The 23,005-nt window shown below is 77.1% G+C and carries 20 protein-coding genes; 6 read left to right on the top strand and 14 right to left on the bottom strand.

All coding sequences use genetic code 11. The features are described from left to right. Positions 1-17: 17 nt before the first annotated feature. From IEY75_RS02275 to IEY75_RS02235, 9 genes are all read right to left on the bottom strand, one after another. Complete coding sequence (locus IEY75_RS02275) at positions 18-2,183, bottom strand: NHLP family bacteriocin export ABC transporter peptidase/permease/ATPase subunit (protein WP_229789274.1); 2,166 nt, start codon at positions 2,181-2,183, stop codon at positions 18-20. Next, positions 2,180-3,010 carry an HlyD family efflux transporter periplasmic adaptor subunit gene (locus tag IEY75_RS02270; protein ID WP_189112446.1) on the bottom strand — a complete coding sequence of 277 codons (831 nt, stop codon included), beginning with the start codon at positions 3,008-3,010 and terminating at the stop codon, positions 2,180-2,182. Before IEY75_RS02270 ends, IEY75_RS02275 begins: the two co-directional genes overlap by 4 nt. Then, positions 3,007-4,104: a cytochrome P450 family protein gene (locus IEY75_RS02265; protein WP_189112445.1), complete on the bottom strand. Its 1,098-nt coding sequence runs from the start codon at positions 4,102-4,104 to the stop codon at positions 3,007-3,009. The genes IEY75_RS02270 and IEY75_RS02265 overlap by 4 nt, the downstream gene beginning before the upstream one ends. Next, on the bottom strand, positions 4,101-4,847 hold the full coding sequence (locus tag IEY75_RS02260) for a class I SAM-dependent methyltransferase (RefSeq protein WP_229789297.1): 747 nt from the start codon (positions 4,845-4,847) through the stop codon (positions 4,101-4,103). Before IEY75_RS02260 ends, IEY75_RS02265 begins: the two co-directional genes overlap by 4 nt. Further along, positions 4,844-7,720 (bottom strand): DUF4135 domain-containing protein, encoded by a 2,877-nt coding sequence (locus tag IEY75_RS02255; RefSeq protein WP_189112443.1) that lies wholly within the window; start codon positions 7,718-7,720, stop codon positions 4,844-4,846. Before IEY75_RS02255 ends, IEY75_RS02260 begins: the two co-directional genes overlap by 4 nt. Continuing rightward, complete coding sequence (locus tag IEY75_RS02250) at positions 7,717-8,679, bottom strand: hypothetical protein (protein WP_189112442.1); 963 nt, start codon at positions 8,677-8,679, stop codon at positions 7,717-7,719. Before IEY75_RS02250 ends, IEY75_RS02255 begins: the two co-directional genes overlap by 4 nt. Next, positions 8,676-9,203 (bottom strand): hypothetical protein, encoded by a 528-nt coding sequence (locus tag IEY75_RS02245; RefSeq protein WP_189112441.1) that lies wholly within the window; start codon positions 9,201-9,203, stop codon positions 8,676-8,678. The genes IEY75_RS02250 and IEY75_RS02245 overlap by 4 nt, the downstream gene beginning before the upstream one ends. After that, positions 9,200-10,213: a hypothetical protein gene (locus tag IEY75_RS02240; protein WP_189112440.1), complete on the bottom strand. Its 1,014-nt coding sequence runs from the start codon at positions 10,211-10,213 to the stop codon at positions 9,200-9,202. Before IEY75_RS02240 ends, IEY75_RS02245 begins: the two co-directional genes overlap by 4 nt. Positions 10,214-10,281: 68 nt before the next feature. Then, positions 10,282-10,560, bottom strand: a complete 279-nt coding sequence (locus IEY75_RS02235; protein WP_189112439.1) for an NHLP leader peptide family RiPP precursor — start codon at positions 10,558-10,560, stop codon at positions 10,282-10,284. A gap of 83 nt (positions 10,561-10,643) precedes the next feature. Between IEY75_RS02235 and IEY75_RS02230 the strand changes: the two genes are divergently transcribed. Beyond that, the gene (locus IEY75_RS02230; protein ID WP_189112438.1) at positions 10,644-11,726 is read left to right on the top strand and encodes a hypothetical protein; all 1,083 of its coding nucleotides are present in this window, start codon (positions 10,644-10,646) and stop codon (positions 11,724-11,726) included. 122 nt (positions 11,727-11,848) lie between these two features. On the opposite strand, the gene IEY75_RS02225 is transcribed toward IEY75_RS02230, so the two are convergent. From IEY75_RS02225 to IEY75_RS02215, 3 genes are all read right to left on the bottom strand, one after another. Continuing rightward, entirely contained in the window at positions 11,849-12,214 is a 366-nt protein-coding gene (locus IEY75_RS02225; protein WP_229789273.1) for a cupin domain-containing protein, read from the bottom strand. 105 nt (positions 12,215-12,319) lie between these two features. Continuing rightward, positions 12,320-12,964, bottom strand: a complete 645-nt coding sequence (locus tag IEY75_RS02220; protein WP_189112437.1) for a response regulator — start codon at positions 12,962-12,964, stop codon at positions 12,320-12,322. Beyond that, the gene (locus tag IEY75_RS02215) at positions 12,961-14,208 is read right to left on the bottom strand and encodes a histidine kinase (RefSeq protein ID WP_189112436.1); all 1,248 of its coding nucleotides are present in this window, start codon (positions 14,206-14,208) and stop codon (positions 12,961-12,963) included. Before IEY75_RS02215 ends, IEY75_RS02220 begins: the two co-directional genes overlap by 4 nt. 130 nt (positions 14,209-14,338) lie before the next feature. Between IEY75_RS02215 and IEY75_RS02210 the strand changes: the two genes are divergently transcribed. The 4 genes from IEY75_RS02210 (at position 14,339) to IEY75_RS02195 (ending at position 18,997) form a co-directional block, all read left to right on the top strand. Further along, positions 14,339-15,073: an ABC transporter ATP-binding protein gene (locus IEY75_RS02210; RefSeq protein ID WP_189112607.1), complete on the top strand. Its 735-nt coding sequence runs from the start codon at positions 14,339-14,341 to the stop codon at positions 15,071-15,073. Further along, complete coding sequence (locus IEY75_RS02205; protein ID WP_189112435.1) at positions 15,067-17,523, top strand: ABC transporter permease; 2,457 nt, start codon at positions 15,067-15,069, stop codon at positions 17,521-17,523. The genes IEY75_RS02210 and IEY75_RS02205 overlap by 7 nt, the downstream gene beginning before the upstream one ends. A 136-nt stretch (positions 17,524-17,659) precedes the next feature. Continuing rightward, positions 17,660-18,391, top strand: a complete 732-nt coding sequence (locus IEY75_RS02200; RefSeq protein WP_189112434.1) for a S1 family peptidase — start codon at positions 17,660-17,662, stop codon at positions 18,389-18,391. Positions 18,392-18,457: 66 nt separating this feature from the next. Next, positions 18,458-18,997 carry an RNA 2'-phosphotransferase gene (locus IEY75_RS02195; protein ID WP_189112433.1) on the top strand — a complete coding sequence of 180 codons (540 nt, stop codon included), beginning with the start codon at positions 18,458-18,460 and terminating at the stop codon, positions 18,995-18,997. Between the two features lie 108 nt (positions 18,998-19,105). Here the strand turns inward: IEY75_RS02195 and IEY75_RS02190 are convergent, their stop codons facing one another. Together IEY75_RS02190 and IEY75_RS02185 are read right to left on the bottom strand one after the other, a co-directional pair. Continuing rightward, positions 19,106-20,131, bottom strand: coding sequence for a restriction endonuclease (locus IEY75_RS02190; RefSeq protein ID WP_189112432.1), 1,026 nt, complete (start codon positions 20,129-20,131; stop codon positions 19,106-19,108). 42 nt (positions 20,132-20,173) lie between these two features. Then, on the bottom strand, positions 20,174-21,343 hold the full coding sequence (locus IEY75_RS02185) for an acyl-CoA dehydrogenase family protein (protein ID WP_189112431.1): 1,170 nt from the start codon (positions 21,341-21,343) through the stop codon (positions 20,174-20,176). Between the two features lie 140 nt (positions 21,344-21,483). Between IEY75_RS02185 and IEY75_RS02180 the strand changes: the two genes are divergently transcribed. Next, positions 21,484-22,911, top strand: a complete 1,428-nt coding sequence (locus IEY75_RS02180; RefSeq protein ID WP_189112430.1) for a UDP-glucose dehydrogenase family protein — start codon at positions 21,484-21,486, stop codon at positions 22,909-22,911. Positions 22,912-23,005 lie beyond the last annotated feature (94 nt).

Below are 23,005 nucleotides of genomic sequence, written 5' to 3'. Positions count from 1 at the left end.
CCCGCGGCGCCGGCCGGTCACGCCGTCACCAGCGCCGCGTACGCCCCGCCGCGGCGCATCAGCGCGTCGTGGGTACCCCGCTCGGCGACCCGCCCGCGGTCCAGCACGATGATCTCGTCGCAGTCGCGGATCGTGGACAGCCGGTGGGCCACCACGATCGTCGTGCAGGCCCGACGCCGGACGGCCTGGTCGATGAGCTGCTCGGTACCGGGGTCCAGCGCCGAGGTGGCCTCGTCCAGCACGAGGATCGTCGGGTCGACCGAGAGCGCGCGGGCGATCTCGATCCGCTGCTGCTGCCCGCCGGAGAAGTTGCGGCCCCCGTCGGCGACCGGGGCCCCGTACCCGCCCGGCCGGACGCTGACGTCCTCGTGGATCGCCGCGTCCCGCGCCGCCGCGACCACCGCACTGTCCGGCAGGGTGCTGTCCAGGAACGAGATGTTGTCCCGGACGCTGCCGGCGAACAGGACGATCTCCTGGTCGACCAGTGCCAGGCTGGCGGCCAGCAGCGGGGCGGGCAGGCGGTCCCGCGGTACGCCGTCGAACGCGATCTCCCCCGACCACGGCGCGACCAGGCCGGTGACCAGCCGCGCGACCGTGGTCTTGCCGCTGCCGGAGCCGCCGACGAGCGCCACCCGCTGGCCGGGCCGCACGTGCAGGGAGAAGTTGTCCAGCAGGGGCGGCTTGTTCGGGCTGTACCCGAAGGTGACCCCGCGCAGCTCGACCTCCCCCCGCAGCCGGCCCGCGGGCAGCGCGTCGGCGGCCGGTGGCGGCGGAGGCGTCGGGTAGCGCAGCAGGTCGTCGATGCGGTCCAGGTGCCCGCGCGCCTGCTGGAGCGCGCCGCCGAGGCTGACCAGGACGCCGATCGGGTTCAGGAACCCGGCCACCAGCACCGCGAACGCCATGAGCTGCCCGAGCGTCAGGGCGTCGCGCAGGACCAGCAGCGCACCGACGCCGATCACCGCGATCGTCGCGAGCTGGGCGGTCAGCGCCGGCACCGCGGAGATGACCGTGAACGGCAGCTCCAGCTTCTGCCGGGCGTTCGCCGCCCGGGCGTGGAAGCCGGTCACCTTGCCGAACAGGTCGTCCTCGCCGCCGGAGGCCTTCACGCTCTCGATCGTGCGCAGGCCGTAGTACGACGTCGCGTGCAGCGCGGACTCCTCGCGCACCACCACGCCGCTGGCGTCCTCGCGGTGCCGCTGCGCGGCGCGCAGCACGACCACGTCGATCACCGCCGCGGCCACGGCGATGAGGGTGAGGGCGGGGCTGAGCACGAGCATCAGCGCCAGGTACAGCACGGCCGTGAAGACCTGGAGCAGGGCCGGGACGAGCTGGCTGGACACCACCTGCGCGACCTCGCCGCCCAGTTGCAGCCGGTAGGCGACGTCGCCGACGCTGCGCTGGGCGTAGAAGGTCAGCGGCAGCCGCAGCGCGTGCCGCAGGAAGCCCGAGGCCATCATCACCGACAGGCGCACGTTGAACCGGTTGATCACCGTCCGCTGCCACCAGGCGAGCCAGAGCTGGAGCGCGATCATCACCGCGAGCGCGGCCAGCAGGGCGCCGGCCTGGTTCGGGGCGGCCGGTACGAGCACCTCGTCGGTGAAGAGCTGGGTGGCGATCGGCGCGCCCATCAGCGGGACGATCAGGGCGGCGCCGGCCAGCAGCACGTACCGGACGCCGTCCCACGAGCCGCGCAGCCGCCCGCCGAGGCTGCGCAGCGTGCCCGGCGGGCGGCCCGCGCGGACGAACCCCGGCCCGGGGTGCAGGTCCAGCACCACGCCGGTGAACCGCGCGTCGGCGTCGTCCCAGGGCACCAGCCGCCGGCCGGAGGCGGGGTCGTTGACGTGCAGCCCCGCCCGGGAGGTGCCCTCCACGACGAGGAAGTGGTTGAAGTCCCAGAACGCGATCAGCGGGAAGGCCGCGCCGGCCAGGTCGTCGAGTTCGCGGCGGGCGCCGGTCGCGGTCAGCCCGTACGCGCGGGCCGCGTGCAGGATGCTGACGGCGTTGGACCCGTCGCGGGAGACCTGGCAGGCGACCCGCAGCTCCTCCAGCGGCACGTGCCGGCCGAAGTGCCGCAGGACCATCGCCAGCGCGGCGGCCCCGCACTCGACCGCCTCCATCTGGAGCACGGTCGGCACCCGCACCGGGCGCCGGTGCCGGCGGCCGGGCGGCGCGGCGGCGGTCACCGGTCGGCCCGCCCGAACACCGCGTCGATCGGCCGCGCCGACGCGACGGTGATCGTCGCCTCGGCCAGCGTGCCGCTGCCGATCGTGAACGGCGGCCCGGCGCCGGAGGTCCAGGAGAACCGGTCGGGCGCGCCCGCGGACTCCAGGGCCAGGGTGACCAGCAGGACCGGGGGGCCGTTGACGATCTGGTCGGCGAGCGCGCCGTGGCCGACCACGGTCCGCACGCGGTCGGGCGAGACGGAGTAGCCGCTGACGGCGAGGACCTCGGCGCGCAGGAGGCCGTAGACGGCGGCGGGGGCGGTACTGGGCTCCACGGTCGCGGCCATGCCCTTGACGACGCGCTTGCCGGCGCCGGTGGGCACGAACGCCTGGGCCACCAGGGGGCCGTCGGTGACCTCCAGGTACGCCACGTCCTGGCCCTGGACGACCGTGGTGCCCCGCTCGGCCGCCCGCGAGATCACGGTGCCGGTGACCGGGGAGAGGACGTCGACCAGCGGGGCGCCCGTGGGCGCGCCGGCCGCCCGTACCCGGGCGAGCCGCTGGCCCTGGACCACACCGACGCCCTCGGCCGGCGGCCCCTCGACCACGAAGCCGTACGCGGGCGCCTCGGCGGTGAAGGTGTAGGGGGCGCGGACCAACAGCGCCGTCCCGGAGACCTGGCTGCGGGTGGTGCCGATCCAGGCCCAGGCCAGCAGCGAGACCGCGACTACCAGGCCGATGGCCAGGCTGATCCAGCCGCCGACCGTGACAACCCGGATGCGCTCGTCCAGCTTCTCCGGGCCGGCGTTGCGGGACATGGCGCTGCTGCGGAACAGCGTCCTGGTCATCGGCGGCTCCCCTCGCGTCGGCGGGCGTGCAGCGGCAGGGCGGCGTACCCGTCGATCTGCGCCGAGTCCTGCGGCACCGGCGGGCCGGCCGGGCGCAGGTCCAGGCCGGCCGCGGCGGCGAGCGCGCCCGCGGCGACCGCGCGGGCGAGCGGGGCCCCGGGGCAGGCGTGCGGGCCGGCGCCGAACGCGAAGCCGCCCTCCTCGGCGTTGGCGCTGTGCAGGTGGACCAGGACCGGCTCGCCGGCCCGCACCCGGTGGGCGCCCAGCGCGTGCGGCGCGGTGGCGACCCGGCGGACGAACCGCACCGGCGGCCGGCGCGCCAGCACCCGCCCGACCCGCGCGTCGGCGGCCGCGTCGGGACCGGCGCCGTCGGCGGCGGGCTCCCGGCCGACGGCCAGGTCGGACAGGCAGGTGGCCACCAGCGCCGTCGTCGTGTCCAGGGACGCCAGCAGCACCAGCAGCGCCACCTCCAGCGCGCCGTCCTCGGTCTGGGTGCCGGCGGCGACCTCGGCGCGCAGCGTGCCCAGCAGGCCGCGCCCGGCGCCGCCCAGCGCGCGGCGGACGGCCGCGGTGGCCTCGCCGCCGAGCGCGCCGACGTCCCCGCCCGCGCGGGCGGACGTCGCCGCGCCGACCGCCGCCCCGGCCCAGGCGGTGAGGCGGCGGACCGCGGGTACCGGCAGGCCGAGCACCTCGGCGGCGGTGAAAACGGCCAGCGGGCGGGCGACCGCGGCGACGGCGTCCCCGCCGCCGGCCGCCGCGAACGCCCCGAGCAGCCGCGCGGCCCGCGCCCGCGCCCGGCGCCGGGCGACCGCGGCGTCGGCGGTCCGCAGCGCCCGGACCAGCGTGCGGCGCACCCGGCGGTGCGCGGCCCCGTCCGCGCCGAGGAGCTGGGTGTCGGCCGTGGACATGATCGCGGAGGAGTACCGCGCCGGGTCGGTCAGCACCTCCCGGACGAGGGCGGCGGAGAGCACCAGCACGCCGTGCGGCCGGGCGCAGGGCAGGACCGGTCCGACGGCGGTGCGCAGCCAGTCGGTGTGCGCGGCGCTGTCGCCGCGCAGGCGGGGGCTGGACAGGTCCACCGCGAACCGGCTCACCGGACGGCCACCACCTCGACGTACGCGGCCACGGGCCGGGCGGCCAGCAGCCGGGCGACCGCCGCGCCCGCGCCCGCCGGTCCGGCCGCCGCCGCGGCCGCGGTCAGCGCGGCGACGTACGGGGTCCAGGTGTGCGCGGTGACGTCGGCGAAGTGCCGGACCCTCAGGCCGGCCGCCGCGAGCGACGCCTCGTACGCCGCCCGGGTCCGCTCGGTGTTGCCCGCGGGAACCAGCGGCGCCCAGCCCGAGTCGGCGGGGTCCACCAGCAGGTCGGTGAGGGCCAGCCGGCCGCCGGGGCGCAGCACCCGCGCGGCCTCGGCGAAGAACGCCCGCCGGGTGGGGAAGTGCAGCGCGGCCTCGACGGCGCAGACGAGGTCCGCGCTGTCCGTCCGCGCCGGCAGGGCCGTGGCGTCGGCGCGCAGCAGCGCCGGCCCGCCGGGGCGCGGCGCGGGCAGCATGGCAGGGCTGCGGTCGAGGCCGAGCACCCGGGCGTCGGGCCAGCGCGCGGCGATCCGCGCGGTGCCGGCCGCGCGCCCGCACGCCACGTCGCACGCCACCCGGGGCGCCCAGGTCGCGGCCGTCCCCTCGGCGGCGGCGAGGAGGTGGTCGACCAGGGCGGCCGGCGGGTCCGGGGCGGGATGCCAGCCGACGTTCAGGTACGCCGGCCCGTGCACCAGGCGCAGCAGCGGCGCCGCGGCGAACCGGGCGTAGGCGGCGTCCACGGTGTGCGGTGCGGCGGTCATCGTGGCCACGGCGCCTCCAGGGCGATGCGCAGGGGGTCGGGCAGGCCGGTCCGGGTGGCCAGCAGCGCGCCGAGCGCCAGCCCGGCCGCGCCCTGGAACAGTCCCGGCTGGTGCAGCCCGGCGGGCAGCGGGCGCAGGTACCGCGGCGCCCCGTCGGCGGCGAGCCGGTCGAGGGCCGCGGTGACGGACACCCGCCCGGCGACCGCGGCGCCGAGGACGCCGCAGCACAGGTGGTGCGGCGCGCCGCCGGGAAGCGCGACCGCGCCGCCGGGTAGCCCGGCCGGGGCGGGCGCGGCCCGCCGGGGCTCGCCGGCCACCAGGGCGACGCCGGTGGCGCCGGAGCACCAGGTCCAGCCGGTGGCCGCGTCGGCGGCCAGCAGCCGCCCGGCCGCCCCGGCGAGCGCGCGGCCGGTGTCGCCGCCGAGGGCCGCCGCGGCCCGGCGCAGGCCGAGCGCGACGCCGGACCGGCCGTGCGCCAGACCGTCGCGCCGGTGGGCACCCGGGCCGCCGCTCTCCAGGTCGGACCGCACCGCGGCGGCCGCGTGCGCGATCGCCTCCCGCGCCGCGTCCCCGAGGCGGCCGACGGCCGCGGCCGCACCGACCGCGTCGGCGGTGTGGGCCGTTTCGGCGGTGTCGGCCGTTTCGGCGGTGTCGGCCGTTTCGGCGGTGTCGGCCAGGACAGCCAGTGCGCCCGGGAGCCCGTCGGCGAGGTCGCCGGTCCCCGCGGCACCTCCCTTGCCGTCGGTGCGTCCGGCGCCGGCGGCGCGTCCGGCGCGGCTGGTGGTGCGGCTGGCGGCGGTCAGGTGCGCGGCCAGGGCCAGGGTCAGCGTGTCCGCGGCGGCCGCGACCCGGGCGCGCCCGGGTTCGGGCGTCAGCGGGGCCAGCGCGCGCAGCGCCCACAGCACGCCGGCCGCCCCGTGCAGGTACCCCGGGCCGAGCAGGCGGCACAGCCCGGCGGGGTCGGCCAGCACCCGGTCCAGCAGGGGCTCCGCGGCGCCCGCCGCGGGGCCGGCGAGCGCACCGTCCACCGTGGCACCGGCGGCCAGGCCCAGCGCGATCCCCGCCTGCCCGTCGTACAGCGACCAGCCGACCGGCATCCGCACGAACCGGCCGTGCCGGTGCACCGAGCCGCACCAGGTCAGTCCCCGGGCGAGCGGGACGGCCCGGTCGGCCAGGTCGCGCAGGACCGCCGCGGCCAGCGCCGCCGCGCGGTCGGCCGGCGCGGCCCCCGGGTCGGTGCGCAGGTCGGGCCGGCCGTCGCGGGCGCGCAGCGTGGTCCGCACCAGCGCGCGGGCGGTGGCGGCCGAGGGCCGGCGGCGGACCGGGGCGGCCAGCGCGCCGACCGGCCGGCCGGCGTGCAGGACCGTCCCGGTGTCCGGCTCCCACTCCAGGTACGGCACGTCGAGCCGGCGCAGGTCGGCCAGCTCGGCGGCGCGGACCGCGGGGCTGATCTCGGCGCCCCCGGGCGGCAGCGCGGCCAGCGCTCGGGTGAGGTCCGCCCCGGTGCGCAGGTCGGGCCGGGCGAGGGCCCGCAGCAGCACGTCGACGTACCGGCGGGTGTACCGCAGCAGCAGCCGCACCCGGTGCCCGGCCGGCGGTCCGACCGCCTCGCCGGCCGCCGCGGCGTAGGCGTCGGCCACCACGTCGGCGTACGGCGCCGGGTCGTAGCCGGGTACCGGCAGGTCCGCACGCTCCGGCAGCGGCGCGGCGGCGTAGGTGACCGTCTCCGCGTCGGTACCGGGGTGCCGCACGGTCGGTACCGCGATCCGCCCGCCCCCGGGCAGCGCCGGCAGCAGGTGCCCGCCGTCGAGCAGCGACCCGTCGGCGGCGAAGTCCCAGGCCGGCAGCAGGCCCACGCGCAGCGGCGAGTCGACCAGCGCCCGCGGCGGCAGCGGGCGGTCGGCGAGCGGGTCGACGGCGGCGGTCTCGAACGCCGTCACCGGGTGCGCGAGCGTCTCGGCGTCGACCACGGCCGGGCCGGCGGCGGTCCGCACCACGTTGTCGCGGTGGATGTCGGTGGCGCCGGCCGCGTCCAGGACGCCGAGCAGCCGCCCGGCCGCGGCGTGGTACGCCACCGGGTCCGGGACCGGCGCCGCGGCCGCGAACGACACCCAGCAGTGGTCGTCCCGGCTGACCTGGGCGGGCAGCGGCGCCCGGCCGGCGAGGGCGGCCGCGAGCAGGTCGAGGCCGTCGTGCCGGCGCGGGCGGTAGACGAGCCGGCGGCCGTCGGCGAAGGTGAGCAGGCACACCGAGCGGCCGCCGTCGTGCCGGTCGCCCAGCCCGGTGGCGACGCCGGCCAGCGGGGCCAACGCCGGTACGCCGAGCAGCGCGCGCAGCGCCGGGCCGTCGGCGGCGAGGTGCCGCCACACCTGGCGGAGCAGGGTGACCTCGTCGAGGGCGAGCTGCGCGGCCAGCCGGGCCAGCACGGGGCGCCGCCGCCAGACGGCCACCCCGGCCGGGCCGGCGGCGTGGCGGTACGCGGCGTAGTGGGCGGTCGGCGGCGACGCCGCGCGGGCGGCGAGCGCGACGTCGAGCCGGTGCAGGCGGCGGTCCCGGGCGGCGGCGAAGTCGTGGTGCAGCGCCGGGGCCAGCCACCAGGCCGCCCGGCGGACGTGGGCGGCCAGGGTCGCCGCGGCCAGGTCCGCCGGGAGGGTGTCCCGCGTCCAGCCCGCCCACGCCCGCGCGGCCAGCGGCCCGAGCAGCCACCCGTACGGCACGTCGACCGCCGGGTCCGGTCGGTCGGTGGCGCCGAGGTGGTCGGTGAGCAGCCGCGCCCACGGCGCGTCGCCCGCCGGCGGCTCGTCGGGAAACGCGGCGCCGGCCACGATCCGCTCCGCCGCCGCGGCCCGGGGCGGCGGCGCCAGCAGCGTCACCGGGCGCCGGCCCGGACCAGCGCGGCGACGACGGTGGCGGTCGTGAAGACGCCGGTCCGGTCGCGGACCACCGCGCCCTCCTTGCGCCCGCCGGGCACCCAGCGGGTCAGGCCCGGGGTGTCGGGGTCGGGGTCGTCCGGGTCGGGCACCCGGAGCTGCGCGGACGCCGCCCACGCCCCGTCGAGCCGGATCTGCCGGCACAGCCGGCCGACCGCCGAATCGACGGCCGCGGCCGGGGCGCCGCCGGCCACCATCGCGCGCAGGGCGAGTGCGGACGCGAACGGTCCCCCGTCGGCGCCCGCCGCCGCGCCGCCGGCCAGCCGGCCCGCCGCCCACTCCCCCGCGCGGGCGGCGGTGTCATCGCCGAGCGCCTCGGCCGCGTGGGCGGCGGTGTACTCCGGCGCCGTCCACCAGTACGCCGGCCAGGAGCCGTCGCGCCGCTGCTGCGCGCGCAGCGCCGCGCCCGCGGCCGCGGCCGTGTCGGCGAGGCCGGCGGCGACGGCGGTCACGCACGGGTGCGCGCCGCACCAGCCCTTCATGGACCGCTCCGGCCCCGCCTCGATGATCGTGCGGATCGGCTCGTCGGCGGCGTACGTGGCCACTCCGTCGCGGCGCACGTGCGCGCCCACCGCGGCCACCGCCGCCGGCCGGTCGCCGGGGAACTCGCCCGTCGCGGCGGCGAGCCGCAGCACCCACAGCGTGCTGTCAGCGTCGCCGATCGCCCGCGCGTTGAACCCGAACCGCCCGTCGCGCCGCTGCCGGCCGCGCAGCCCCGCGGTCGCCGCGGCCACCAGCCCGCCGGTCCCGGGTACCTCCGCCTCGGCCAGCAGGGCGGCCACGTAGGCGGTCACCCACTCGTCGCTGACGCCGGGGTAGAGGTGGAACGCCGACCACCGGCCGGCCACCGCGGCCCGCCGGAGGAAGTCGACGCCCGCCGCGACGGCGAGGTCGGGCGTCACGCCGCCGCCCGCACGATGAGGACCGCCTGCCGGGCGCCGCCCACGAGCCGCTGCTCGTGGTGGGCGGCCGCGGCCCAGCCGGCCAGCCGCCAGTCCCGGCCGGGCGCCGCCGTACCGGTGAACGTCGGCAGCTCCGCCCAGCGCGGCCCCTGCCCGTCGGCGACGACGGTCCGGCCGCCGCCGTCCACCGTGACGGTCCACTCCGGCCCCCCGCCGAGCGGCAGCAGCAGGCCGTCGCCGCCGTCGAGCCGGCCGAACCGCCAGTGGCTGGGCGGGCCGGGCGGCCGGGCGTCGCCGAGCCAGACCAGCCAGCGGCTCCACGGCCCGCCGGCAGGGGCGTCCCCGGCGGGGTACGCGGCCGTGCCGAGCTTGACGGCGTGCCGCAGCAGGTCCGGGTCGGCGCCGGTGCCCAGGCCCACGAGGTGGCTGGCCCCGGGCGGCACGTCCGGCCGGCCGCGGACCGACAGCAGGGCCGGCAGCCGCCCGGCGGCCGCCGGCGGCGCCCCCGACGACAGCGCGGTCACGCCGCACCCCGCGTCTCGTACGCGCCGAAGTACGCCTTGGCCCCGGCCGCCCCCGACGGGGCCACGCTGATCTTGAGGTGGTGCAGCCCCTGCCGGAAGTGCCGCGGGTGCGGCAGCCGCACGGTGTACCCCCGGCCCAGCCGCGCCACCGCGGCGGCCTTGGCGGCCGTGGCCAGCCCGTCGGCCACGAGCCGGTCGAGCAGCCGCACCCAGCGCGGGTCCTGGTGCGGCTGCGCCGCGTCGGCCATGGCGATCTCCAGGCCGACCGTCGGCAGCGGACCGTCGGCGGTCACGTCGAGCCCCAGGTGGACGGTGTCGGCGTGCGCGGCGGCGACGTCGGCCCAGTGGGCCAGCGCGGCGGCGTGCCCCGACCAGCCGAGCGCGCCGAGCAGCTCCGCGACCGCCGCGCCGGACGGCGGCGGACCGGCGGGCGTGGCGCAGAACAGCCGCACCCCGGCGTGCGGCCGGCCCCCGAAGACCCCCACCTGCCGGACCGCCAGCGCGCTGGCGGCGACCGCGGCGACGCGCTCCAGCAGCGCCGCGGGCGGCGGCCGGTCGGCGACCTCGTGCAGGACCTCGGCGACGGTGGCCGCGGCGTCCCAGCCGGCCGCCGCCGGCTGCCCGGGGTCGGGGGCGGCGGCGGTGAACAGGGCCGGCGCGGCGGCGCTGTCGGTGTCCAGCTCCACCCAGACGCCCGGCGGCAGCGGGCCGGCGCCCAGTCGGGCGGCGCGCCGGGCCAGGCGGGCGCCGGCCTGCCAGCCCCGCGCGGCGGCGAGCTGCGGGTCGATCGCCACCGCCGGGTCGGTACCGGCGAGGACGGCCAGCTCGCGGGCGTCCGCGGCGAGCAGGAGCAGGTCGACGCGCGGCGTGTCGTCGAGGCGGGCCTCCAGCCCGATCCGGTGGCTCAGCGCGTCGGGCAGGCGGTCGCCGACCAGGCGCAGGCGTTTGCCCGCGGGGTCGTCGACCAGCGCGGGCGGGAGGCGTTCCAGCAAAGCGTCCAGTGCGTACATCGGGCCACTCCAGCGACATGTGGAAATCCGTCGGCCGCGGACGGCCGACGGACTCCTGGATCGGTACGTCAGCAGGTCGCGCAGTTGGGTCCCCACGTCGAGGAGTCGCCGCCGGCCACCCCGGCGAGCTGCTCGTCGCTGAGCTGACCGCTCTGGCCCTGGGGGGGCAGGACGATGTAGAACTCGTCCGACTTCTCCTCGACGACCTTGACGTTGAGGTCGGACGGGATGCTGATTCCCAGCTCGCCCTCGACGGCGGCCTTGGGGTTGGACATCAGCTTGGAGCGGAACGACGGGTCGGTCTGGGCCTTCTCGATGACCCGCTCGGTCAGCGCGCTGTTCGGCATGGTTCTCCCTCGTGATCGGTGTCAGTGGTGGTGGCGCAATCACTGTTTGAGGTGACGTCGTTACCCTAAGCTACGAATGACGCGTGTTAGGCGAAGTTCAGGAGTCGCGGATGTTCTTCTCGCTGGCCGGTACCGACCGGGATGTCGCCGTACCGCTCGCCCTCGCCGCGGCCGGCGGCCACGACCGGCTCGGCCCCGCCGCGCGCGACTTCCTGGCCGTCGTCCTCGCGGCGCAGCCGGACGCGCCGCGGGTCGCCGACTACGCCGACCGCACTCCCGACCCGGGCGCCGGGCGGGCGCTGCCGGCGGCGGTCCGGCGCGACGTCGTCCGCACCGCGGTCGTCCTCGTCGTCCTCAGCGAACAGCCGGCCGGCGCCGACCACGCACGGCTGGCCGCGGCCGCCGCGGCCCTGGAGGTCGTCGAGCCGGCGGTCGACGTCGTCGCGGCGATCGCCGCCGACGCGGTGCCCCTGACGCTGGTGCGGACAGTGGAGTTCGACGCGTACCGCACGCCACTGCCGCGCGACTTCGCCCTGCTGCCGGCGTACTCCCGGTTCCTGGCCCTGCCCCCGGCGGCGATCCACGGCACCGCCCCGGACCCGCGGCTGGCGGCCCCCTTCGCGGCGCTGGCCGCGCTGCCGCCCGGCTCGGCCGGGCGGCACTTCGCCGACTTCTACGCCGCGCACCGGTGGCGGATGCCCGGCACCCCCGGCGGGGTGGCGCTGCCGCTGACCCTGCACGACTGGCTGCACGTGTACATCGGCGCGACCACCGAGCCGCTCGGCGAGGTCGAGGTGGGCGCGTTCGCCTGCGGCACCACCCGGCACCGGTACGGCTTCCACAACCTGCTGATCGTGCTGCTGATGTTCGAGTACGGCATGGTCACCGCCATGTCCGGCGGGCCCGGCCTGGCACCGGAGGGCGCCCGCGCGGCCCGCGGGCTGGCCCGCGAGGGCGCCCGGGGAATCACCGGCGACCCCGAGGGCGGGCGGATGGTCGCCGACGCGTACCTGCGCGGACGGTCCACCGGCACCGACCTGTACCTGGGCGTCGACCACCTGGAGCAGGCGCCGCGGCCGCTGGAGAAGGTGCGCGCGGACTTCGCGGTCCTGCCGCGCGGGCACTTCGCCGCCGTGGCGCGGCCCGCCCCAGGCGACCCCGGCTAGGCCCGCCCCGGGCGACCCCGGCTAGGCCCGCCGTTCCGGTGCCCCGGGTAGGGCCGCCGGACCGGCGACCCGGGTAGGTGCGCCGGGGCCGCGGCCGCGGCGGGCCGCCCGGGACGCGCCGGTCAGGCGTGCGCGGCCTCGGCGTCCGCCCTGGTCTCGTGCACCGTCTCCGGGTCGTGGTCCGGCGGCCCGTACAGGGTGTACAGCCGCGCCGGGGTGTCCCCGACGTTGGTGAAGTTGTGCCGCGTGCCCGCCGGCACGACGACCGTCTGCCCGGCCGTGACCGTCGCCGTCTCGCCGCCGACCTCGGCGCGGACCACGCCCTCGACGAACGTCAGGAGCTGGTCGTTGTCCGGGTGCACCTCCGATCCGATCTCCTCGCCCGGACGCAGTGCCATGACCACGACCTGCACGTGGTCGGTGGTCACCAGCACCCGCCGGAACGCGTCGTTCGCCACGGCCTCAGCGCCGAACTCCCTGACCTCCACCGTCGACCTCCCGCACTCTCCGCGGGCGTCCGCGCCCGCACACGGCCCCGCCGGCCGCTCCGCCTCCCCTACCCGCGACAGGCGTGCTCGACACCGCCGCACCGCTCACTCCTGCGCCTCGTGGACGAGGATCGCGGCCTGCACCCGGTTGGTCAGCGACAGCTTCGCCAGCGCCCGGCTGACGTGGGCCTTCACCGTGGCCTCCCGCATCGCCAGCCGGCGGCCGATCTCGGCGTTGGACAGCCCGTCGCCGACCGCGCGGACCACCGCCGCCTCGCGCGCGGTCAACCCCGCCAGTCGCCGCCGGGCGGCCTGCGCGCGGGTCGGCCCGCGGCGGGCGAACGCGCTGATCAGCCGGCGGGTCACCTGCGGCGAGAGCATCGCGTGCCCGGCCGCCACCGTGCGCACCGCGCCGGCCAGCTCCCGCGGCGGGGTGTCCTTGAGCAGGAACCCGACCGCGCCGGCCCGCAGCGCGGCGTGCACGTACTCGTCCAGGTCGAAGGTCGTCAGCATCACCACCTTCGGCGCGTCCGGCAGCGCCGTGATCGCCGCCGCGGCGGCGAGGCCGTCGGTACCGGGCATCCGCACGTCCATCAGCACCACGTCCGGCCGGTGCCGGCCGGCCGCCGCCACCGCCTCGGCGCCGTCGCGCGCCTCCGCCACGACGCTGAGGTCGTCGCTGGCCTCCAGGATCATCCGCAGCCCGGACCGGACCAGCTCCTCGTCGTCCACCACGAGCACCCGGATCACGCCGCCTCCGCCTCTCCCACGCCGACGGGCAGCCGGGCCACGACGGCGAAGCCGCCGGCCAGGTCCGGCCCGTACTCCAGCCGCCCCGCCACGAGGTCCACCCGCTCGGCGAGGCCGGTCAGCCCGTACCCGCCCACGGCGTCCGGGGCGGCCGGCGGCGGTACCGGCGGCGGGGTGTTGCGCACCGCGACCTCCAGCAGCGCCGCCCCGTACCGCAGCGTCACCGCCACCCGCGCCCCGGGCGCGTGCCGGTGCACGTTGGTCAGCGCCTCCCGCACCACCCGGTACGCCGCCCGCCCGACCACCGGCGCCAGCGGCCGCGCCTGGCCGACGACGCGCAGGTCGGCGGCCACCCCGGCGGCCAGCGACTGCGCCACGAGCTGCGGCACCTCCGCCACCGTCGGCTGCGGCGCCAGCGGCGCGTCGTCGTCGGGCTCGCGCAGGACGCCCAGCGCCGCGCGCAGTTCGGTCAGCGCGGCGCGGCCCGTGGTGCGGATCAGGTCGGCGGTCGCCGCGGTCCGCGCGTCCGGCGCGCTCACCTCCAGCGCGCCGGCCTGGAGCACGATCAGCGACACCCGGTGCGCGACGACGTCGTGCATCTCCCGGGCGATCCGCGCCCGCTCCTGCGCGCGGGCCGCCCGCACCGCCGCGGCCTCCTGGCGCTCCCGCGCCCGCGCCCGCTCGTGCAGCCCGGCGAGCACCTGCCGGCGCGCCTGCACCCACATGCCGAACACGAACGGCAGCGCCAGCCCGAAGCCGGCCGTCAGCAGCGCGTACAGCACGGCGCCGGTCGCGTTGCCGGACCACGCCCCCGCGACCATGACCGGCAGCACGACGACGCCCTCGGCGAGCACGAGGAACCCGACCGCGGTCCGCCGGCCCAGCCGGGTCGCCGCGTAGTACGCCGCGACGGGTAGCGGCACCCAGACGCTCAGCGCCCACCAGAGCACGGCCGCGCACAGGTAGAGCTGCCCGAGCCGGCGCCGGGCGCGGTGGGTGGACCACGTCACCCAGCAGGCGGCGGCGATCATCACCCCGGCGACCAGCCAGCCGGCGGCGGCGTTGCGGTCCTCCCCCCACGGCGTGTCCTGGAACCAGCGCAGCGGCGACACCGCCACGGTCAGGAAGGTCGAGAAGAACACCGCCGGCAGGGTTACCCACATCGCCAGGCGCCGCGACCAGCGGGCGACGGCCGGGTAGATCGGCGGGTAGATCACCTCGCTCCCGGCGCGCGTCCCCGTCATGGCCCGAGCGTACGGCGCGGGCTCCCGGTGCCGGTGCGACGTTCGGCGGCCGGACCACCGACGAAAGTCGGGGGTGGCGATCGACTCCGGCCGGATCCCGGCCGGCGCCGCGGCCCCCAGCATCGTCGGCATGGAGATCACCGTACGAGGCACCGGCCTCACCAAGACCTACGGCAGCGGGGACGCGACGGTCACCGCGCTGGCCGGCGTGGACGTGGCGATCAGCCGCGGCGAGTTCTGCGCCGTCATGGGGCCGTCGGGCTCCGGCAAGTCGACCCTGATGCACTGCCTGGCCGGCCTGGACACCCCGTCCGGCGGCGAGGTGCACATCGGCGGCACCAGCCTGGCGGGCCTGCGCGACGACGCGCTGACCGCGCTGCGCCGGGACCGCGTCGGCTTCGTGTTCCAGGCGTTCAACCTGCTGCCCACCCTGACGGCCGCCGAGAACATCACCCTCCCGCTGGACCTGGCGGGCCGCCGCCCCGACCCGCGCCACTTCGACACGATCGTCGACGCCGTCGGGCTGCGCGACCGGCTCGGCCACCGGCCCTCCCAGCTCTCCGGGGGGCAGCAGCAGCGCGTCGCCTGCGCGCGGGCGCTGATCACCCGGCCCGCGGTCGTGTTCGCCGACGAGCCGACCGGCGCGCTGGACTCGCGCGCCTCCGGCGAGGTCCTGGACCTGCTGCGGCGCAGCGTGGACGAGCTGGGGCAGACGGTGGTCATGGTCACCCACGAGCCGTCCGCCGCCGCGTACGCCGACCGGGTGCTGTTCCTGGCCGACGGCCGGCTGGTCGCCGCGCGCACCGGGGCGAGCGCCGAGGACATCCTCGACGCGCTCAAGTCGCTGGACGGCGTCCCGTGCTGAGGTCGATGCTGCGCGACCTGCGCGCGCACCCCGGGCGCCTGGCCATGACCCTGCTGGCGGTCGTCCTGTCGGTGGCGTTCGTGGTGGCGAGCTGGGTCTTCGCCGACTCCCTGGGCCGGACCGCCGCCGAGGGCCGCGCCCGCGACGACGTCGCCGTGCTCGTGTCCGCGCCGGACCGGCCGTTCACCCCCGCCCAGCGCGACCGGCTCGCCGCGCTGCCCGGGGTCACCGCCGCCCGCGGCGTCGTCACGGGCCGGGCCGGGTTCGTCCAGGACAACGGCAAGATCGGCGAGATCTACGACATGCACCGCGGCGGCACCGACTGGGACGACACCCGCCGGTTCAGCCTCGTCGCCGGGCGGGCGCCGGCCGGCGACGGCCAGGTCGCGCTGGAGGAGGAGGCCGCCAGGCTCGGCGGCAAGCGCGTCGGCGACCGGGTGCGGGTCCACCTGGCCGGCGGCCGGACCCGGGACCTGACCGTCACCGGGCTGTTCACCTACCGCATGTTGACCGGCGGCGTCCCCGCGCTCGCCCTGCCGGAGCCGGCCGCGCTGACGCTGCTCGGCGGCGGCTTCGCCGAGGTCGAGCTGGACGGGCCGGACGCGGCCGCGATCGCCGCCGCGGTCCGCGCGGCGGTGCCCGGCCTGCCCGCCGCCGCGGTCGCCCGGGGCGCCGACCTCGCCGCCGCGCAGCGGGCCTCCGCCCGGGAGGGCGCCGAGGACATCCGGCTGCTGCTGCTGGCCTTCGCCGCCGTGGCGGTCCTGGTCGGAACCCTCGTCATCGCCAACACGTTCACCATCCTCGTCGCGCAGCGCACCCGGCAGTTCGCGCTGCTGCGGGCCGTCGGCGCCGGCCGCCGCCAGATCCGCCGCGCGATCCTCGCCGAGGCCGGCGTCGTGGGCCTGCTCGGCGCCACGCTCGGGACGGCCGGCGGCATCGGCCTCGCCCACGGCGGCCTGGTCCTGCTGCGCCACGCGGGCGAGGCGATGACCTTCGAGCTGACGCCGGAGGCCGTCGCCGCGGGGTACGCCATCGGGGTGCTCGTCACCGTCCTCGCCGCCTACGGCTCGGCCCGCCGCGCGGCCACCGTCGCGCCCGTCGCGGCGCTGCGCACCGACGCCGCCGTGCGCCGCCGCTCGCTCGTCCTGCGCGGTACCGCCGGGGCGCTGGCCGCCGCGGCCGGCGCCGGGGCGGTCCTGGCCACGGTCGGCGACCACCCCACGAACACCGACCGCGTGCTCGGCATCGGCGGGGTCCTCGCCGTCTGGCTGGGGGTCATGCTCGCCGCCCCGCTGCTGGTCGGGCTGGTCCTGCGCCCGCTCGCGGCGCTGACCCGGCACGTCGGCGGCACCGGGCTGCGGCTGGCGGTCCGCAACGCGGCCCGCGACCCGCGCCGGACCGCCGCCACGGCCTCGGCGCTGATGATCGGCGTCGCGCTGGTCTGCGCGTACGCCACCATCGGCGCCAGCGCCGAGCAGCGGCTCGTCGGCGACATCGCCCGGACCGTGCCGGCCGGGACGACCATCCTGCGGGCGCCCGGCTTCGCCGGCAGCCTGGACCCGGGCGTCACGGCGGCCGCCCGCGCGACCGCCGGGGTCACCCGGACGGCCGTCCTGCGCCCCGTGCCCGGCACCCTCGACGGCGCGCCCGCGCACCTGCGCGCCGTCGACCCCGGGACCCTGGGCGGGCTGGTGCACCTGGACGTCGCGGCCGGTGCGGCCGACCCCCGCGGCGGCGCCCTGACGACGTACGACCCGCTGGCCGCCGACCGGCACCGCGTCGGCGACACCCTGCCGGTCACCCTGGCGGACGGCACGCGCCTGTCCGTGCCGGTGGTCGGCCGGTACCGCGCCAACCAGGCCGTGTCCGGCATCCTGCTGGACGCCACGCTGGTCCCCGGCGCCGCCGCGCTGGCGCCGAACCTCATCCTGGCCACCGGCGACGACCCCGGAGCCGCCCGGGCGGGCCTGCGGACCGCCTTCGCGGCCCGGCCCGACGTCCTCGTCGAGGACCGCGAGGTGAACATGAAGATCCTGCGCCAGGCGTTCGCCCTGACCCTCCAGATCCTCGTCGTCCTGCTCGGCATGGGCGTGATCATCGCCGTCTTCGGGGTGGTCAACACGCTGGCGCTGTCAGTGCTGGAGCGGACCCGGGAAATCGGCGTGGCCCGGGCGGTCGGGGCCAGCCGGCGGCTCGTGCGAAGGACGGTCCGCGGCGAGAGCACCGTCATCGCCGGCTACGGCGCGGTGCTGGGCGTCGCCGTGGGGCTGGGCGTGGGCGCGGTGATCCAGCACCTGATCCTGGAGGTGCCGGTCACCGACGCGGTGGTTCCGGTCGGTACCGTCGCCGCCGCGCTGGGCGGGCTGGTGCTCGCCGGGGTGCTGGCCGCCTGGTGGCCGGCCCGCCGCGCCGCCCGCACGGAGGTGCTGGCCGCCATCGCGGCGCAGTGACCGGCCGCGACGGCGGCGCGGTGCCCGGTACCGGCCGGCGGCCCGGTACCACGCGACATTGACGGCCGTCGCTTGCTCACCGACACTGGCGGTGCCCGCGCCCACCCGCGGGCACCGCCGGTCGAAGGGACCTCCCGTGACGTACCGCTCCCGCGCGGCCGCCGCCGCGGCCGTCGGCGCGCTGACCGCATCCGCGCTGACCGCCCCTGCCGCGGCCGCACCCCGGATCATCGACGGCCGGGTCGCCGACACGAACCCCGGCGCCGTCGCGCTGCTCGACCAGACCGGCGACCAGTACTGCACCGCCACGCAGATCAGCGCCGAGTGGGTCCTCACCGCCTGGCACTGCATCTACCGCAGGAACCCCGACGACGCGAACGGCCCCCGCGTCCCCCGCCCGCCGACCAGCCTGCGCGTCGGCAGCCTCCAGTTCGGCAGCGGCGGCAGGCAGGTCACCCACGCCTCGTACGTCGTCCACGACCAGGCCGACCTGGCCCTGATCAGACTCGCCGCGCCGAGCGCCGACACGCCCCTGATGAAGCTGGCCGCCGCCGAGGTGGCCGAGAAGGACCAGCCGCTGGTGTGGGGCTGGGGCCGGACCGCGGCCGGCAACGGACCGTCCTCGCCCGACCTCAAGCTCGCCACCACGAAGGTCCACGGGGTGACCGGCACCGACGGGCACGGCGGCCAGGCGGTGCGCCTGTCCAGGGGCGACGGCAAGCCCGCCCCCGGCGACTCGGGCGGGCCGGCGACGGTGAACGGCCAGCAGGTGGGCGTGTGCTCGCAGTCGCTCATGCTCGGCCGCCTGTTCACCTACACGAAGATCTCGGCGTACCGCGACTGGATCCGCCAGAAGTCCGGCGTCTGACCCGCCCGCGCCCGCCTGGACCACAACCCGGTCGAGGCGGGACGGCCCCGCCGCTACCGTGGGGCCGTGGACGACACCCGGCTCAGCAAGCGGCTCTCCTACGTCCTGCGACACGCGCCGCAGACCGTGGGCCTGACCCTCGGCCCCGGCGGATGGGTCGACGTCGACGCCCTCGTGTCCGCCTTCCGCGCCCACGGCGTGCCGATCGACCGGGACCGGCTCGCGCGCGTGGTCGAGGGCAACGACAAGCGGCGGTTCGCCGTGGACGGCGACCGGATCCGCGCCAGCCAGGGCCACTCCGTGGCTGTGGACCTCGACCTCCCCGCGGTCGCGCCGCCGCCGGTGCTCCACCACGGCACCGCGGCGCGGCACCTGCCCTCCATCACGCGCGACGGACTGGTGCGGGGGCGCCGGCACCACGTGCACCTCAGCGCCGACCCCGACACGGCCCGCGCCGTCGGCGCCCGGCACGGCCCCCCGGTGGTCCTCCGGGTGGACGCCGCCGGGATGGCCGCCGACGGGCACGCGTTCTTCCGCAGCGCCAACGGCGTCTGGCTCACGGCCGCCGTCCCGCCGCGCTATCTCGGCGCGACCACGGGCGCCTGAGGCCCCAGGCGTACCCCTGATTCCGCGGGGCCGGATGGCGGATGGCTGACGGATGCTCCACCGTTGGCGGCTCGGTCGACGCGGACCGGACGCCCGCCGCGCAACCGCTCAGAGGCCGGCCGCGTCGTCGACCGCGAGTACTGCTCGCAACGGGATCCTGGTCCGCCAACCCGCCGGAAGGCGGTCGTAGTTGTGGAGCACTAGGTCGACGAGTTCCTCACCATTGACGAGCCGCAGCCCCTGACGGCTTCGCTCGATCGAGAGCGCCTCCCGCGAATACGCGCCCAAGGTTAGGAGAAGGCTCAGCTCCTCGGCCGCCTGCGTGCCGATCAACTGCTGTACGACCGGTGCGCCGACCGTGGCTGTCGTGTGTTTGCACTGAACCTTGATCAGGGGAGGCTCTATACCAAGCGGATCACGGTGGGCGACGACATCGACGCCGCCATCCCCGGCGTAAGCAGTGACACGCGCCTCGTACCCCATCGCACGCAGAAGGTCGGCGCTGAACTCCTCGAACTCCCGGTGGCTCAGGTCGTGCTTCAACCGCTCCAGGAGGAAGTCCCTCGTGTGCCGTTCGATCCGCGAGGCGCGCGGCTCGTCAACCACCGCCGCCTCGTCGACCTCGGTGGTCTCGGCAGGCGCCTGGGCGGCGGTCGACTCGTCGCTCTCGTCGCTGGCGCGGAGTGCGGCGAGGAATTCGGAAGCGTACTTGCGAATTCCGAAAACCGTGAGCAGCGAACCGATCTCGTACAAGGCGGCCTGCGAAAACAAGGTCCGGGAGAGACCGAGCTTCTGCCACTGCACCGACCGCCGGTGTCGGTGATTCGGGGCGTCGAGCGCGATCTCGTACGGACCGGTGACAACGCCGATGTTGATCGTGCTGTCAGGCCGGTACGGAGCCACGACGACGTCGCCTACGCTGATTTCCTTCGCGAAGCGCAGGAGAATGCCCGCCCAGCCCGCGACAGCGCGCGGTTTGGCGTCGGGATATGCCTCGGTCAGGGCAGCCTTCAGCTTCTCGCGGGTGAGGCCGATGTCACGGAGGTCGCCCAGCCTGTTCCAGCCGATACTGACGAACCCGCCGTCGACGAGTTCGGTGGAAAGTGAATCGTTGCGTATGCCCCAAACAGCCATGACGGTTACTTTGGCAGAGGATCGCTACTGGGTGGGCTCTTCTCAGCCGAGGCCCTTGAGGAGTTGGCGGGCCATGACGATGCGCTGGACCTGGTTGGTCCCCTCGTAGATCTGGGTGATCTTCGCGTCGCGCATCATCCGCTCGACCGGGTAGTCCTTCGTGTAGCCGTACCCGCCCAGCACCTGCACCGCGTCGGTGGTGATCTCCATGGCCACGTCCGAGGCGAAGCACTTGGCGGCCGCGCCGAAGTACGTCAGGTCCGCGTCCGACCGCTCCGACTTCGCCGCCGCCGCGTAGGTGAGCTGCCGGGCGGCCTCCAGCTTCATCCCCATGTCGGCGAGCATGAACTGGATGCCCTGGAAGTCGGCGATGGCCTTGCCGAACTGCTGCCGCTCCTTGGCGTACCCGAGCGCGTAGTCCAGCGCCCCCTGGGCGATGCCGAGCGCCTGCGCGGCGATCGTCACCCGGGTGTGGTCCAGGGTCCGCATGGCGGTGGCGAAGCCGGTACCGGGCTCGCCGATGATCCGGTCGGCGGGGATGCGGACGTTGTCGAGGTACACCTCGCGGGTGGGTGAACCCTTGATGCCCAGCTTGCGCTCCGGCGCGCCGAAGCTGACACCCTCGTCGGCCCGCTCGACCACGAACGCCGAGATGCCGCGGGAGCGGGCGCCGGGGTCGGTGACCGCGAAGACCGTGTAGTACGCCGACTCGCCCGCGTTGGTGATCCACCGCTTCACGCCGTTGAGGACGTAGTGGTCGCCGTCGAGGGTGGCCTTGGTGGTCATCGAGACCGCGTCGCTGCCGGCCTCGGGCTCGGAGAGGCAGTACGAGAACATCGCGTCGCCGCGGGCGACCGGGGGCAGGTACTTCGCCTTCAGGTCGGCGGAGCCGGCCAGCAGCAGCGGCATGGTGCCGAGCTTGTTGACGGCGGGGATGAGCGAGGACGCCGCGCAGGCGCGGGCCACCTCCTCGATGACGATGGCCGTGGCCAGGGCGTCGGCCCCGGCGCCGCCGTACTCCTCGGGGACGTGCGGGGCGTGGAAGTCCGCGGCGCGGAGGGCGTCGTACGACGCCTGGGGGAATTGACTGTTTTCATCCGCTTCGGCAGCATGAGGGGCGACTTTGGCGTCACAGACAGCCCGCACCGCCTGCCGGATCTCCTGATGCTCTTCCGGCAATTGGTACAGACTCTCACCCTGAACCGCCGTCATCGCCAGCCCTCACTTTCCTCCGCCGTACGCCGGATGTGAGGATACCCAGCAGCCAACCAGCGGCGACGCGCCGCGGCCCCACGGCAGCGCCCGGGCCGACCGGCGCGGCGCGCGGCACGACACGTGAGTGGAGTACAAGCGTGACGATCCCGTACCCGAGCAGCCAGTCGATGCCGCCCATCCCCCCGGTCTCGCCACCGTCGGGCAGCGCCCGGCCGCGGCTGACGTTCCTCGGTACGGGCTACCTCGGCGCCACCTACGCCATCTGCTTCGCCGAGCTGGGCTACGAGGTGGTCGGGTACGACGTCGACGCCGACAAGATCAGTCGGCTCGCCGCGGGCGAGGTGCCGTTCCACGAGCCCGGCCTGCCCGAGCTGCTGCGCCGCAACCTGGCCGCCGGGCGGCTGCGCTTCACCACCGACATGGGCACCGTGGCCGAGCACGGCGACGTGCACTTCATCTGCGTGGGTACCCCGCAGCAGGCCGACGGCCTCGGCGCCGACCTCACCTACGTCGAGCAGTCCGTCACCGACCTGGCCCGGGAGCTGCGGCGCAAGGCCCTGATCGTGGGCAAGTCCACCGTCCCGGTGGGCACCGCGGAGTGGGTCGAGCAGCTCGTCTCCCGCAACGCCGACCCGGCGCTGGACGTCGAGGTGGCGTGGAGCCCCGAGTTCCTCCAGGAGGGCTTCGCCGTCGAGGACGTGCTGCGCCCCAACCGGATCGTCGTCGGCGTGAAGAGCGACTGGGCCAACGCGATGCTGTACGCCGCGCACAAGGGCGTCTTCGACCTCGCCGCCACCGAGGACCGCGAGGTCCCCGTCGTCGTCACCGACTTCGCCACCGCGGAGCTGGTCAAGGTCGCGGCCAACGCGTTCCTCGCCACCAAGATCTCCTTCATCAACGCGATGGCCGAGGTGTGCGAGGTGGCCGGCGGCGACGTCACGCAGCTCGCCCGCGCGATCGGGTACGACCCGCGGATCGGCAACCGCTTCCTCCAGGCCGGCGTCGGCTTCGGCGGCGGCTGCCTGCCCAAGGACATCCGGGCGTTCCAGGCCCGGGCCGGGGAGCTGGGGGCCGGCGAGGCGCTGCGGTTCCTGCACGAGGTCGACCTGATCAACCTGCGCCGCCGCACCCGGGTCCTCCAGCTCGCCGCCGAACTCCTCGACCGCCGCGTCGGGCCGGCCGGGCCGGACCTGTTCAACACCCGCATCGCGGTACTCGGGGCCACCTTCAAGCCGAACTCCGACGACGTCCGCGACGCGCCCGCCCTGGCCGTCGCCGCGATGCTGGCCAAGGCCGGCGCCGAGGTGCACGTGTACGACCCGCAGGGCACCGACAACGCCCGCGCGGTCCAGCCGGAGCTGGCGTACGCCAAGAGCGTCAACGAGGCCGTCGAGCGCGCCGACCTGGTCTGCGTCCTGACCGAGTGGGCCGACTTCCGCAACGCCGACCCCGCGGCACTGGGCGAACTGGTCGCCGCGCGCCGCGTGATCGACGGCCGGAACTGCCTCGACCCGGCACTGTGGACCCAGGCCGGCTGGAAGTACCGCGGGATGGGCCGCCCCTGACCTGCGCCTTCCCGCGGGTGAGCTACCGCACCGCGGCTGGGGGCTGTTCATTGTCGTACCGGTTGGGCATGCTCATGGGGTGACGCGAACCCGC

Origin of the sequence: Pilimelia terevasa (assembly GCF_014647915.1) — a bacterium.
In the GTDB taxonomy this organism is placed as follows: Bacteria; Actinomycetota; Actinomycetes; order Mycobacteriales; family Micromonosporaceae; genus Pilimelia; species Pilimelia terevasa.
The sequence above is the reverse complement of the archived record's forward strand: the minus strand, read 5'-3'. Positions and strand labels throughout refer to the sequence as shown.